Origin of the sequence: Streptomyces sp. NBC_01497 (assembly GCF_036250695.1) — a bacterium.
Lineage (GTDB): Bacteria > Actinomycetota > Actinomycetes > Streptomycetales > Streptomycetaceae > Streptomyces.
This window is the reverse complement of record NZ_CP109427.1, coordinates 8,509,380-8,522,797: the sequence shown is the minus strand read 5'-3', so window position 1 is coordinate 8,522,797 and position 13,418 is coordinate 8,509,380. Positions and strand designations below refer to the sequence as shown.

Genomic DNA, 13,418 nt, shown 5'->3' with positions numbered 1-13,418 from the left:
TCTTGAGGCTGAGGCGGGTGTGGTTCAGGCGTCCACGGTGAAGGCCGCCTCGTAGACGTCCTGCGTTGCCACGTGCTCGTACACCACGGTGGGGCGCAGCCGGTTCCAGCGGTGGCCGAGCAGCAGGGCCAGGCCCATGGGGCATGCCTGGAAGAGGTGGATCCGGGATGCGCCGCGGCTGGCCGTACGAAGAGCGTCACGGATACCGACGGCCAGGGCGTTGGCGGTGGCGGCGTCGGGGATCGAGTTGTCCTTGGCGCCGGTGGGCGGGCGCAGGACCAGGAGGCGCGATACCGGTAGTTGCCGGTATCGCAGGAACTCCAGGACGTCGGCGGTGGGGTCGGTGGCCACCGCGATGGCCACGGCCAGGTCCTGGCCCCGGCCGATCGCGTGGGTCTCCTGGGCGGGGGCGAGCGCCGTGTCGTAGGGCTCGGTGGAGGACCAGAGTTGGCCGCGCTGGAGTACTGCCAAGTCGGCGCCGGTGACCATGCGGAAGGCGCTGCCGGTGAGGAAGGCGGGCGCAAGGCGCAGGCTGCCGGTTACCGCCACGGCGGCTGTTCCGGGGGGAAGCCGGTGGGGCGCCGCCTCGATCTCCTCCTGGAGCTGCACCCAGGTAGCGGGGGCCTTGGGGCGGTACTTGGAGTAGGCGGTGTCTCCCTCGAAGCGGTCGGCCCAGTCGACAGCGTAGTCGGCGTCGTCGGCCATCGGGTCGGGCTTGAGGGTGGCGATCGACACGACGGCGCGGTTGGGACCGGCCGTGAGCGCGAGCGTCTGGACGGCATCGGTGATCTGGGCCAGGGACAGCGTGCGCTGACCGTTGATCACCTGGCGGGCCACCCAGTCCGCGCCGGCCTGCACCGCAGCCGTGTCGGGGCGAAGGCCCGCAGCGAACATCAGCAGCTGCAGGTGTTCGTGGAGGTGCAAGGGGTCGCGGGCGATGTCGAAACGCAGCACGCGCAGCAGGTCGAGAAGCTGCTCTTCGTCTGTCCCGGCGTTCGCCGCCCAGCGCCCGCGGGCTTGGCCTTTCGCGGATCGGGGTCCTTGCTGACCGGCCTTGGGCATGAGGGTCTGGGTACGTGGATCACGCAGCGAGACGAGCGAGTCAGCGGGGTCGGGCGCCCGGTTGCTGATCAGTGCCACGTCGACCGGCACCCCGTCGACGGTCAGACGTTGCCAGCTCTGGGTGATCTTCTTCAGGAGCGAGGGGCCGCCGGAGGCGCTGGGAGTGAACAGGTACGTCTCGTTGACGGGGGTGGCGGCGTCAGCGGTGTACTTCACCTGGGCGTAGGTGTGCGGAGGGCTGGCCCGGTACAGGACAACGTCGTCCAGATTGCCCACCTGGTCGGCCTCGACACCGACGCAGACAACCGGGTTGGGTGCGCGGGTAGCGGCGTCCCGCAGTGCTGTGACGCAGCCCTGCCAGGCCCAGAGCCACTGGTATTTATCGCCGGCAATCCGCACGCCGGTGGGACCGGGGGCCGGAAGTTCAGGCATGAGGTCCGCTCCGTGATCTTGGGGGTGAGCTGCAGCTGTTCGAGGGCTTCGACTTCCCATTGCACGGGATGGTCGTATCGAAGCCGTAGCGGCGGGCGAAGGCCGGCCATCACGGGTCGTCGCGCTTGCCCGCGGCCGCGGGCAGAGCGTACTGCTGGACCTGGTCGTGGGTGAGCAGGCCCGCGCCGCGCTCGCGGATGCCGGCGCTCTCATGAAACGGCTCCCCGAGAGAGAAGGGGCGGACACCTGGTTGGCGTACGGCGAGAAGAAGCACCGCGTCCACCTCAGCCACGCCTACACCACGCTCGCAGACACGGCCCGCGCCCGCGAGAGCCAGCAGCGGGCGCCGGAGCTGTCGGCGTCGGCCAGCACCGTGACGCGCGCCCTGCTGCACATCGACGCCGGCCGCCTGTGCCCACCACGACGGCGACAGCGAACAGGCCTGCCGCCGTACGACTGCCACCCTGGCCACGCTGCTGGCCGACTACCGCACCCGCCTGGTCCACCGCTGCGCCCTGGACCCGTACGAGGCGATCCCCCACCGAGCGCCATCACGAGTGCGCCGTACGGAAGTTGCGGGACGTCCTGGCCCTCTGACTCGGATTTCTGAGCGCGATCGTGCTATCGCTGCACCGGGCGGCCGACGGTCCACAGGTCGCCTGGGGCGCGGATGAACGCGCCGTGGGCGAGCATGTCCCTCTTCAACTGCGCGGCGGAGACCGTGTGGCCGCGTCGGGCGAGCGCGTCACGCAGTTCGCCGGGCATCAGGGGCCGGCCGCAGCGCGCGAGGTAGCGGGCGGCCAACTGCTCGCTGGTCGGGTAGACCGGGGGCTCTACCACCAGAAGTGAGTCACTGAGCGTCTGGTGCTCCATCATCCCGGCTTCGGCCAGCTCCAGCAGCGGCATAGCTGCATCCCCCATCCGCGAGAGGCCCCGCCGCCAGTTGTCGCGGGTCAGGTAGCCGCGGTGGTAGCACCACCACAGCAGGCCGCCCACGGCGGCCGTCGCGGCCAGCGGGTTGCGCGCGACAAGGGCCACCAGGCGGTGGGTGCCCTCGCCGAACAGCCGGAGTACCAGCTCGATGAGTACCAGGCCGTTCGCGGCGGTGGCCTCCAGGCCGGCCAGGCGCAGCACGCTCTGGGCGACGGGGATCCACTCGATGACGGCGAACCCGAAGCGGGCGAAGACACTGTACTGGGAGACGATGACGCACGGCCCCAGGAACTCTGCGAGCGCCATCGTGGGCGCGTCGTCCGGGTCGCCCCGGTACTTCAGCGGCATCTCCCGGTCGACCCGCAGGATGTGACGGGTCCGCCAGGACAGGTGATCACGGATCTCCAGGTCGACCACCCGAAGGGCGGGCCATATCTGCTGATCGAGCACGCGGCGTGCCTGACGCTCCGCTACCTCGAAGTGGTCGGCCATCTTGGCCAGGTGTTCGTCGACTTCGCCGGGGACGTGCGCGGCGGTGTACGGGGTGGCGTGGCCGGTGCCGGCCAGCGCGGTGACCCGGTCCTGCCGGCCGCCGTGCCTGGCCAGAGAGCAGGCTTCGACCAGCAGCGCATTGGCATCGAGGATGGGCAGCAGCGTCGGCCGGTCTAGCACCATGGGGTTGAACGCCGATCCGGAGGAGACCAGCAGTGGCGGTGCCAAGTCGGCACGGTCGAGCATCATGGACCAAGTGTCGCCAGCCCCACTGACATGCGGGCAGGATTTTCGGTCCGGCACCGGTCCGCTCTGGCAGCCAAGCTCATAACCGCGTACGCGAGCAGGCCTGGCCTGAAGGCCGGGCCACTCGTGTAACCCCTCTACTCCCCCAGCCGGGCCCGCGAACGAAGACGTTGCCGGTGCTGGAGCGGCGGTGCCGCTCGGACAGTCCCGGCACCTACTCGACGAACGTCTTGCGGGAACAGCTCTTCCGGTCACAGAAGTACCGGCGGACCCGCAGCCGGACTATGACCCGGCGAGACCCCAACAGCCTTTCTTCTAGGGCATGTTGGTACGTGCTGTGTCTGCGCCTCACCTGTTTCCGGCAGTCCGGGCACCGGCCCGGGCGCGCGGTGGACACCGCGTCCACCACAAGGACGTCGGAGGAGTCGCTGACGCGCTCCACTCGCACATCGATCCCCGGAAACAGCACAGCCTCGACCGTCTTGCTCGCCATTCCAGGACATACTCTGCCGAAGCGATCCCTCGCTCATTTCGCTGACCGGGATCGGGGTAGCCGTCGACAGACCTGCCTGACCGGCTACAGCGCGCCGGCCGCCGCCGCGCGGTCACGGATGGTTCGCAGGCTGACGCGTACTCCGTTCTCGTCTTCGATGTGCCATTCGTTCATGCCCTGGCAGGTCTTGGTGCCACGGGCGACGGCCCCGGCCTCGTCGACCCGGCCGTAGGGCGTGCCTCCGGTCGCAGCGAGGATGATGCCGCCGTTCGCGTCGATGGTGGCCCAGTGCTCGGTGGCGCGGTAGGTGAGCACGATCCGGGTGTCGGCTGTCAGAACTTGGGCGTCGATCATCCTGGCCACGTCGGTGCGTCGGCCAGAAGCCGCTCTGCGCCGTGGAGGGGCCTGGCGCGGACGGGCGACCGGCTGGCTGGCGTCGCGTTGCGGAGGTGCAACGGCAGCAGAGACGGGCAACCCCAGGCGTTCGGGTTTCCAGATGCATTCGAACAGGCGCAGATACAGCTCCTGCCGGGTCTCGATGACCGTGGTCATGGTCTCTCTCGGCCCGAAGGCCCGCATGTGCTTGTCGAGTTGGTGTGCCTTGATGAAGTCCCGCAGCTCAGGGTTGCGGTGATCGTATTCAGGGGCCATGACGCCCAGGAGGACGTTGTTGCGGGCGTAGAGGCGGTTCTTGTCGCCGAAGGGGAGGTCATTGATACTGGAGTTCTCTCGGCCCCTCAGCAGGCCGAGGCCACCGAGTTGGTTGCGGCGGCTGCGGAAGACGACCGGGTCAGGGATGTCACCGGCGACGCGATGGTGGTGGTTGGCCCACAGGTGTTCTATGTGGAACTGGTCGCGGTCGAGGTAGGCGAGGATGTCGAAGGGCTTTTTGCAGGCCTCGTCGGCGTAAGCGGTGGCGCGGGCGAGGAGATAGCGGATCTGATGGGCGTTGTTGCCTCGCAGGCCCAGGGTGATTGCTTCGCGCACCGGGTTCCCGTTTTGCTGGGCGAGGTCGCCCAGTGTGGAGGCGACGTCGGCGACGGTGCGGCAGCCGCGCAGGAGGGGGACGAGCTCGGTGTGGACCAGGGCGTCGGCGTCGGCGGACTGGACGGGCAGATCCTGCAGGATCCGCAGGGCGTACCAGCGGTCGATGTAGGAGGCGACAAGGCGGCCCTTGTCCTTGGCGTCGGTGGGCCGGTCGTCGGGGGCGATGGCAGCGAGCACGGCGACGGACTGGACGCCGAGGCCGTTGCGCTCGTTGAACAGCACCGTCTCCAGGCGGTCGCCGTCCATCTTCAGGGTGCGGGTGGCGGCGAGGACGGGCCTGTACAGACGGGCCGTCCTCAGCAGATTCTGCACGAAGTTGAGGAAGTGATCGGGGCGTCCCGGGGTCAGGCCGAGGTACTCCGCGTTGTGGCGTACCCACACGTTGAGGTTGGTGGTGATCTGGCGGCGGTCCTCGTCGCAGTCCTCGCGCGCGCAGCGGGCAAGGAGGTATGCCTTGAGGAAGCGGGATGCCGCCTGGGGGTCATCGCGGTCGGTGGAGAGTTCCCGCAGCATCTCCTGCCACTGGGTATTCAGCTGATCTTCAGCGGAGCCGACGTTGGACAGCAGATGGCTCTTGAGGAGGTCGACGGTGGTGAGGCGGGCGCCGCGGTCATTCATCGTCTCGAACATGCGGTAGCCGTGGTCGGGGCCTGCCGCGCGGATGCCCACCAGGACCACGCGTGTCAGGAGCCATTCGGTGAAGGGGTGGAGTTTCTCGGCGTCGAGTTCCTCGGCGAGCTGGGATTCGATCTGCTGGCCGCGTGCCCACAGGTTGCGGCGGGAGAGGGAGTCCCCCGCGCCGGCCTCGTATTTGCGGCCCTCGCTGACGGCTTGCAAGACGGGGTCGTGGTCGGTGATGGCGACGCTGAAGTGCTTCCCGTCGGTCGTGATGACACGGTTGAGTTGGTCGACCGTGTGGGTATCACCGGCTTCCTGGGCCGACAGTCTCAGCTGCAAAAAGAGCAGGTGCAAAGTGACGAAGCGCTGCTGACCGTCGACGAGGAAGCGGCGCTTTTCCGACGGCTCGTGGTAGACGAAGGGGCCGAGGAAGTACTGCGGCGCGGTGTGGGGGCGGCGCCGGTACGCGGAGTCGCCCAACCAGTGCTTGAACGAATCGCACAAGTCCCGCAGCAGGGTGCGGACTTCTTCGTCACCCCAGGTGTAGTCACGCTGGTAGTAGTCGATCTCGTACGTCACGTCACGGAACAGCTCATTCAGGTTGAATCCCTGAGACCTGATCTCGTCCGCCCCCACGCAACCACCCCTCCACCTGCCAGGCATATCCCGTCATGCTCCCAATCCGGCGCCGCGGCGTACAGACGGCGCGGGAGTCTGGTCGGCAGCGTGCAGAAACATCGGCGCAGGCGACTATGTCGTCCCCAGCCCGTCAGGGCCGGGCGATGCTGCTGCCCATGCAGCCGCCGGCGACCGCACGACGGCTGCTGCTCCGCGGATTGCCTTCTGGACGGGCCGACCGGGTCATTGGGCCGGGGACGGTGGTGGCTTGCGGCCTGCACCGGACGGGTGGTGGAAGATGTCGAGTGCCCTGGCCGGGTTCAGCAGCTCCTGCGCGATGATGGGCGGCGCGGCCAGGGTGACGATGCCCCGGATCCAGTCGGCGGATGTCGTGTAGGCCACGATCGCGGTGGTCTCCCAAAGCGACAGGGGTTCCACCGCGGTGCATGCGTCTGGGTCGCTTCCAAGGGGAGGAAGCCGCACGCTGACCTCCACGCTCTCCGCGCCAGCGTGGGCGGTGTCTCTGTCGGAGAGCTGAAGCCGGGCGCTGAGGGCGTAGGCGGCATAGTCCGGGCTGGTGCTGTCGGTCGAGTCCTGCCGCTGCCGCCACTCCTGCCAGATTCGTGCCGACTGCGTGGTGGCTCCAACCTGCTGCAGCTCGACGGTGGCCTGGTGGAGTAGGGCCGTTTCGATGATGCTCTGTTGTTCTCTACACCGGCGTTCCACGCAGGCGACGGCGCGTTCCAGCGTGGAGCGGGCCCAGTCGTGCAGCCAGGGGTGCGCCTGCAGGCCGTGTGCAGTCTGCGACAGCTCAGTCTGCAGGGTCCGCCAGTGATCCCAGTTGAAGTTCGGCCCCAGGAAGTCCGGTACGTAGGCGGGTTCTTCCCGGCTCTCTGCTTCCTCGGCCTCTTCGGCGAGAAGCTCACAGAGTGAAACAAGGTCGACGAGGACATCCGACAGAGAGTTGTCAGCGGTAACGGTTTCCACCCGGCAGCATCCGCACATGCGGGATGCGATGTCCGCGTCGAAGCGAGCACGACGTGCTTCCCGTGGGCGGGCGCTTGGCCGGGCACCGCATCTGCGATCGCTGTGTACGTGGGTGCGGTCCGGCCGCGTGACCACATCCATCTGCCGGCCGTAGAACCGGTCGACGGGGATGTTGTAGCGGCTCATCAGCCCGACGGGAATAGAATCTGCCAAGGCGCTCTGCACCTGGCCAGGCTAGGCCGCGGGGCAGTCGCGGGTGAGGGGAAGACTGCGTTGGTTCATGGTCTGGCCGATGCAGCGACAAGGCCGGTGCCGCTTCGTTCACGAAGAGTCGCAACCGGGTGGGCTTGCGACCGGTTTGTGGCACCCAAGGTCCAGCAGGACGCGCCCCGGCCGACCGAAGGCAGGCCGGGGCGGCAGTAGCGGAGTCTCCGCCGAAACGGCGACGTCGGTGGGGCAATTCGTCGATGCGCCGAGGTTCGACAACTCATCGGTCGCCGGCCACGGCGCATCTAGAGTGTCGTCCTGTCCGGTGGCTGCAGGATCGGGTTCCAGGAGAACCAGCCCAGGTTCTCGGCGCCGAGTTCCCACGGCGACTCCAGCAACCGTTTCCGGGTTGCCTCAAGGTCCGCGGTGACGGCAGCCGGAGCAGAGCCGATGCGGGTCATCAAGTCGCCCCGTACGCGCCAGAACTCCTCGTCCTCGCCGCGCAGCCGGCGCACCGCCGCTTCCACGCAGGCAGGCCATTTCGGCATCCCGTAGTGGTCGTCGTGGGTCCCGATCCGTGGAGCACCGGCGAAGACGAGGAAGTCGTCCGGCGGCAGGCTCTTCTCGAAGTGCCTGAACATGTCGATGCGCTGTTTCACCTGCTTCTTGATCTCTCCGAGGAACCCCCAGCCGAAGTCCGTCAGGGTCCCCTCACAGCCCGGCCAGACCATGTCCCGGTCCAGGACCAGGTCCTCCAACTCATAGAGACGGAACTGGTCGTCGGAGCCCAGGACGTCGAACGCCTACCGGGTGAGCCAGGTGTTGCGGGCGAACATCGTCCCGTCATGCAATGCCTTGCGCCGGCTGGTCGGCCGGGAGGCGTGCGCGTCCTCAATCGGACCATTGCGCCACACGGACAGGACGAGCCCCTGGGCCGCCGCCCACCGCAGTCCGTCCTCCGCCTCGAAGACGCCCATCTCCTTGAGGCGCTGCCGTGCCCAGTCCAGCGCATCCTGGATGTCCTCGTCCACCGACTGCCGCTCCCCCACGATGCCCCGCTCCCCCTCTGTCTGTTTCGTCGCTGTTCGTGTCATCCGCGCGATGCGGCGCCCGCAGGAAAAGCCGGATCGTACGCGGTCTCGCCGGCACGCGCCGGTGCCGTCTGTGCCAGCCGTGGCGTCCGCCGGGGCCGCTCTCAGACGGACCCGGGCTGTTGGAAGGCCGTGCCGAGCGCGCGCAGTTGAGCGCGCCGGGCCTGCATGAGTTCCTCCGGTCGGCGCAAGGCAGTGTCCAGGAGCCATACCCCGCGGCGGAACGGCTGGAAGCCGATGCTCTCCCACAATGCGGCGATCTTCTTCTTCGCCTGGAGCCGATAGGCCTCGGTGACCTGCTCGCGGTCTTCGGGGTACTCGCCCATGCCGGGAAACACCGCTACCGCGCAACAGCCCCCGGACAGACGGCGGATCGCCTCGACGGCCAGCGCCGGGCCGAGTCCGAAACCCCTCCACGCCTTGTCCAGGCTGACGCGGTCGAGGATCAGCAGATCGCCGACAGGATGTGTGACCACTTTCTCGAACGCGGCGCTGTAGCCCGTGCGTCCGGAACGGCCAAGAACGGCGGAGACAACTACCTCAAGATCGCCGGATTCGGCGTCTGCCGCCTCCCACCGGTTGTCGCCAGTGTAGTCACGCAGCCTCCACAGGATGAGGTGCCCGATCTCGGAGCCCGCGGCCGGAGCGTGGCCGCCCCCTTCTTCATCGTCTTCCCACTCCTCGTCGCCCGCCGTCCCGTAAGTGACCGCGACGTGCCAGGGTTCCAGGGTGTCCTCGGAGTCGTACGGCACTGCGGGATGTCCGTGGCCGTAGCGGAGGTGAAGACGGGCGGGATCGCCCGGGAGTTCACTGACCGGCCGTTTGGGCATCGCTGATGTCATGACGGAAAGACTAGGAGCGGGCACTGACATCCCACCGGGAAACGGCACGAACGAGACCACGGACGCGGATTGGCCCCAACTGGACTGAGCACCTTCGCAGCCCCGCCCCTTGACCGGGATCGACCCGCGTCATCAGTACGTCGAAGAACGGCTTCCTCGTCGCGGGCCGACACAGCTCGGTCAGCCCTGGCCAGCGCTCCGGAAAGCCAGGCGCTGACCCTGCCGCCACTCAGACACGGCCCGCCAGCCCCCTGACCAGCACAGACCAATCCACCTGAACCACGCAGCGATAGAGAAATCCCACGCCGATCACTACATTCCAAGACGATCACTGAATCTGCACTCCAGAGCCCCTCCGGCTTCCGCACCTCCACGAAAACCCCAGCTCAGAGACGCACCACACCACAGCAAAAAATCCTGAAACGATCACTAGATACCCAGGCCAGCACATCACTCATCTAGTGATCACTAACGGATTTGTCAGATCGCGGCCGCGATGGTGACGACCGCCGCGAGGCAGGCGTCGCACGCGAGGGGTCAGGGCCCGCATCTTGCGCAGGGCCAGGGCGCTGAGGACCTGGAGGCGGACGCGGCGGCAATCCGTCGTCAGGTCCTCGGTCAGGGCGGCCTCAGACGCGGTGGCGAAGAAGGCGAAGGAGCCGCGGTCCTGTAAGCCGTTGCCGCGCAGGCGGGGGCGGATGAGCAGGAGGGACAGTGTCACCGAGGCGATGAGGGCCAGGGCCCCGAGCGCGCCCGGCCACGCGGCGGCCGCCGTCCTCGGACAGGCCGCTGCGCAGGTGGGCTTGAGACGGAAACGGAAGAGGGGCCCGGAGCGTAGCTCCCGGGCCCCTCTTCTGAGCGCGGGTCGGGGAACGTCGCGCGCTCATGCACACGGATCAGAGGTGGTGCTGGGCCCACCAGACAGCAGACCAATCGCTCCGCTGCCGATCCCGTACGCCGCCCCGCGCACGACGTAGACCTGCGCGTCGCGTCGGCGGGCGGCGAGCCGTCGCCGGCCTGAGGCGGCGCGCTCGTTTTGCTCAAGCCAGTCCGCCCGGGGGCCGGCCTTGTTAGTCTCGCTCACAGGGTGTTCCTCCTTTTTCGTTGAGGTGGGGCGGATGCCGCGCAGGGAGCCCCCCGGCTGTTGGCCTCGCAAACCGGTGCCGGGACGAGGGCTCCCTTTCGCATGTACCGGCCGCGGCCGGTTGCCCGGTCAGGGGCGGGTGAACTCGCGGATCATGCGCCGGGCCAGGCGGTGGTCGGGCAGGTGGACGATGCCGCAGGTCTGCTCGTCCTCGTCGGCCAGGCGGTCGACCTCCATCTCCAGGTCGCCGGTGGGCGGGTGGGCCTTCGAGCCGTTGCGGCGCACCCACTGGGCGACCAGGCCCATGCTGTCGAGGAAGACGTCGTCGACGACCTCCGTCCCGCGGTCCTCGGCGAGGGCCTCGGCCAGCTGGTGGCGCCAGTGCCGCGCCTCGCGGTCCTCGCCGAGGGCCAGGTGGTGCTGGTGGAGGCAGTAGGCGGCCACGCGGTCGCCGGCGCCGGCCGCGAGCTGCCACCAGAACTTCGCCGACTCCGGGTGCCCGGCCAGAAAGAGCAGGCACGCGAAGACGAGCTCCCCGTCGACGGGCGCCACCTCCTGGCGCTCCTCGTCCGCGCGGTCAGCGAGGCGGTCGACCTGGGCCCCGGCGTCCGGCGCGTTGATGATCCACCGGCACACCACCGACAGCCGCTGACTCGCCGCGGTGGCCCGGGCGACGTCGTCGGCCGGCGCGACCGGCTCGGCCGCCAGGCGGCGCAGCCCGACCCCGACGTCGAAGCCGGTCCGCTCCGGCGCCGTGGTCGGGAGCGCCGCGCCTTCCAGGAGATCTTCGATCGTGACGGTCATTCGGCTGTCCCCTTCCCCTTGGACTGGGTGCTCTTGGTGTTCTTGGACTTGCGGGTCGGCCGCAGGTCGACGCGCAGCTGGGTGGCGAGGCGCTTCTTCGCCTCGCGCAGGTGGTAGCCGGCGGTCCGCTCGTCCAGGCCCATGAACCGGGCGACCTGCTTGGTCGAGTAGCCCAGGACGTAGCGGATGACGATCGCGTTGAACTGGCGGCCGGGCAGGGCGTGTATCGCGTCGTAGAGGCCGGTGGCACTCTCCGTCAGCTCCAACTGCTCGCGCACGCCCGCGCGGCCTCGTGGATCGGGCCGTCGAACAGGTAGGCGGGGTCGCGCCGGTCGTAGACGAGGCGGGCCTGGACGTGGCGGGTGAGGACCGCGAGGGTCTGCTGTTCCAGGTCGCCCTTCCTGAGCAGCTGGCCCCAGGTGGCCAGGATGTCCTGGAAGACGCGATGCACGACCTCCTCGGCGGTGCGGCGGCCACCGAGGTGGATCTCGGCGAACGCGTGGAAGAACTCCTGATGCCCGAGGTAGAGGGCTTCGAAGTCCAGCGGCAGCTGCCGGAGCTCGCCCACGGGCCGCTGCCCGGACTCCGGCGAGGTGCCCTCGAAGGCGTCGTCGTCGTTCACGCGAGCCTCCAGCGTGCTGTCTCCATCAAACAGGTCCTCTTCGTTTAGGGCAGCACAGCAAGAAGCATGCGCCGGCGGAGCGAGAGCTCCACACCCCTCACGATGTCGAGAAGACGCCCGAAACACTCAACCCGGAACCCAAAAAAATCACTCACAGATGATCAGATGCACACACTAGGTAGTTCCATATTCAATAAATGCACGCAAACCACCCTCTGAGCAGGCACAACTCCACGCACCCGAAAGGGAAAGTGCATCTGCACTTGCAGCAAGTGACCGACGTCACTCCGCAGTTGACCGCCCTGCTTCCGAACCTGACGTAGACCAGGCACGTTTCGCCCACCCCGCCCCCTCCCACGCGCGGCGCACGCCCGGCTCGCCCCAAGGCTTCACGGCCGCCCGGGGCAGCGCGGCCGGCCCACGCGTCTGCCCGCGGCCGGTGCGTAGCGAGACCGGTGCAACCGCCGGGCCGTGTGACGGGTCTGCTGCTGTGTGAATGTGAATCTGCCGAGGCGCCGCAGCGAACAGCGCGGACTGCGCTTATGGCCCGTCGGACCTGTCCTGACCCTGACGTTCGTGACGGCCATCGTCGTGGCCGGCGCAGTCTTCTTCGCCGGCTGGGACCTGCTCGACGCGCACGGCCTCAAGCCCGAGCACCGCATCGACTCCAAAACGCTGTTCGACCTGGTGAAACTGTCCTTCGGCGTCGTGGCCGGCGCCGGCGCGCTCGTCGCCCTCGTCGTGGCATACCGGCGGCAGCGCGTCGACGAGGACGGCGCGCTGCGAGACGCCACCCGCCTGCACAACGAGCGCTTCACCACCGCCGTCTCCCAGCTCGGCGACGCCTCGCCCGCGGTACAGCTCGGCGGCGTCCACGCCCTGGCCGGCCTCGCCGACGACGCCCCCACCCGCGAACTGCGCCAGACCTGCATCGACGTCCTGTGCGCCTACCTCCGGCTCCCCTATACGGCGGAGGCCGCCCTGGACCCCGCCGACCAGAATGCTCGGCATGCATACCTGGCGGTGCGAGAAGTACGGCACACGGTCATCCGCCTCATCCGCGACCACCTTCGCCTCTCGTGCGAGCACGTTCACTCCTGGCAGGGCCACGACCTCGACTTCACGGGGTGCCATTTCGACGGCGGCAGCTTCGATGGAGCCGTCTTCTCCGGCGGCAGGGTCGTCTTCACCGGGGCGCGCTTCGCCGACGGTACGGTCACCTTTACCGACGCGGAGTTCTCCAGCGGCACCGTCGGCTTCGCCGCGGAGTTCTCCGGCGGCACCGTTCAGTTCGGCGCGCGGTTCTCCGGCGGCACCGTCGACTTCACCCACGCACGGTTCACCGGTAGCACCGTCGATTTCTCCGACGCTCGGTTCTCCGGCGGCATTATCGATTTCACCGCCGCTCGGTTCTCCGCCGGCACCGTCACCTTCGCCACTGCGGAGATTTCCGGAGGAACGCTCATCTTCACCGTAGCGCGGTTCTCCGGCGGCACCGTCGACTTCACCCACGCACGTTTCTCCGGTAGCACCGTCACATTTACCGGCGCATGGTTCTCTGGCGGCACTATCGCCTTCGTCATGGCTGACTTCTCCCGCAGCACGGTTGACTTCACCGGTGCGCGGTTTTCAGGTAGCACGGTCCGATTCTCGCAAGCAACGGGCTCTATTCCGCCTGTCGGCCTGGTGCCTCCCACCGGGCAACCCGTACCAGGGGGGCTCTTGCTACCTCTGGCCTGGCATATGCACATGCCGACGTCGTGACGGGCGTCTGACGCGCCGCCTTTTGCACGCCCTCGGCCTGCCGCGGAAACAACCCCACCCGCTCGGTAGGACCGGG

General features: G+C 68.4%; 12 protein-coding genes and 1 pseudogene. 1 reads left to right on the top strand and 12 read right to left on the bottom strand.

Annotated elements, in window-relative coordinates; translation table 11 throughout:
* Positions 1–24: 24 nt before the first annotated feature.
* The 12 genes and pseudogenes from OG310_RS36000 to OG310_RS35945 form a co-directional block, all read right to left on the bottom strand.
* Positions 25–1,494 carry an SAVED domain-containing protein gene (locus tag OG310_RS36000; protein ID WP_329453800.1) on the bottom strand — a complete coding sequence of 490 codons (1,470 nt, stop codon included), beginning with the start codon at positions 1,492–1,494 and terminating at the stop codon, positions 25–27.
* A gap of 109 nt (positions 1,495–1,603) precedes the next feature.
* Positions 1,604–1,786 (bottom strand): hypothetical protein, encoded by a 183-nt coding sequence (locus OG310_RS35995; RefSeq protein ID WP_329453801.1) that lies wholly within the window; start codon positions 1,784–1,786, stop codon positions 1,604–1,606.
* A gap of 329 nt (positions 1,787–2,115) precedes the next feature.
* The gene (locus tag OG310_RS35990) at positions 2,116–3,168 is read right to left on the bottom strand and encodes a hypothetical protein (RefSeq protein ID WP_329453802.1); all 1,053 of its coding nucleotides are present in this window, start codon (positions 3,166–3,168) and stop codon (positions 2,116–2,118) included.
* Between the two features lie 574 nt (positions 3,169–3,742).
* The gene (locus OG310_RS35985) at positions 3,743–5,959 is read right to left on the bottom strand and encodes a DUF262 domain-containing protein (protein WP_329453803.1); all 2,217 of its coding nucleotides are present in this window, start codon (positions 5,957–5,959) and stop codon (positions 3,743–3,745) included.
* A 225-nt stretch (positions 5,960–6,184) separates the two neighbouring features.
* Complete coding sequence (locus OG310_RS35980; RefSeq protein WP_329453804.1) at positions 6,185–7,153, bottom strand: hypothetical protein; 969 nt, start codon at positions 7,151–7,153, stop codon at positions 6,185–6,187.
* Between the two features lie 287 nt (positions 7,154–7,440).
* Positions 7,441–7,893 carry a hypothetical protein gene (locus OG310_RS35975; RefSeq protein WP_329453805.1) on the bottom strand — a complete coding sequence of 151 codons (453 nt, stop codon included), beginning with the start codon at positions 7,891–7,893 and terminating at the stop codon, positions 7,441–7,443.
* 45 nt (positions 7,894–7,938) lie between these two features.
* Entirely contained in the window at positions 7,939–8,229 is a 291-nt protein-coding gene (locus tag OG310_RS35970) for a hypothetical protein (protein ID WP_329453806.1), read from the bottom strand.
* Positions 8,230–8,330: 101 nt separating this feature from the next.
* The gene (locus tag OG310_RS35965; RefSeq protein ID WP_329453807.1) at positions 8,331–9,068 is read right to left on the bottom strand and encodes a hypothetical protein; all 738 of its coding nucleotides are present in this window, start codon (positions 9,066–9,068) and stop codon (positions 8,331–8,333) included.
* Between the two features lie 454 nt (positions 9,069–9,522).
* Positions 9,523–9,837: pseudogene (locus OG310_RS35960) on the bottom strand (Pycsar system effector family protein); the annotation flags it as partial.
* Between the two features lie 444 nt (positions 9,838–10,281).
* On the bottom strand, positions 10,282–10,956 hold the full coding sequence (locus tag OG310_RS35955) for a hypothetical protein (RefSeq protein ID WP_329453808.1): 675 nt from the start codon (positions 10,954–10,956) through the stop codon (positions 10,282–10,284).
* Positions 10,953–11,234, bottom strand: a complete 282-nt coding sequence (locus tag OG310_RS35950) for a sigma factor-like helix-turn-helix DNA-binding protein (RefSeq protein WP_329453809.1) — start codon at positions 11,232–11,234, stop codon at positions 10,953–10,955. Before OG310_RS35950 ends, OG310_RS35955 begins: the two co-directional genes overlap by 4 nt.
* On the bottom strand, positions 11,213–11,578 hold the full coding sequence (locus OG310_RS35945; RefSeq protein WP_329453810.1) for a hypothetical protein: 366 nt from the start codon (positions 11,576–11,578) through the stop codon (positions 11,213–11,215). The genes OG310_RS35950 and OG310_RS35945 overlap by 22 nt, the downstream gene beginning before the upstream one ends.
* A gap of 576 nt (positions 11,579–12,154) precedes the next feature.
* Here OG310_RS35945 and OG310_RS35940 point away from each other — a divergent pair.
* Positions 12,155–13,342, top strand: a complete 1,188-nt coding sequence (locus OG310_RS35940) for a pentapeptide repeat-containing protein (RefSeq protein WP_329453811.1) — start codon at positions 12,155–12,157, stop codon at positions 13,340–13,342.
* Positions 13,343–13,418 lie beyond the last annotated feature (76 nt).

Coding starts and splice junctions, on each gene's coding strand:
- OG310_RS36000 (WP_329453800.1), bottom strand. CDS start 1,494: ATGCCTGAACTTCCGGCCCCCGGTCCCACCGGCGTGCGGATTGCCGGC.
- OG310_RS35965 (WP_329453807.1), bottom strand. CDS start 9,068: ATGACATCAGCGATGCCCAAACGGCCGGTCAGTGAACTCCCGGGCGAT.
- OG310_RS35970 (WP_329453806.1), bottom strand. CDS start 8,229: ATGACACGAACAGCGACGAAACAGACAGAGGGGGAGCGGGGCATCGTG.
- OG310_RS35990 (WP_329453802.1), bottom strand. CDS start 3,168: ATGATGCTCGACCGTGCCGACTTGGCACCGCCACTGCTGGTCTCCTCC.
- OG310_RS35955 (WP_329453808.1), bottom strand. CDS start 10,956: ATGACCGTCACGATCGAAGATCTCCTGGAAGGCGCGGCGCTCCCGACC.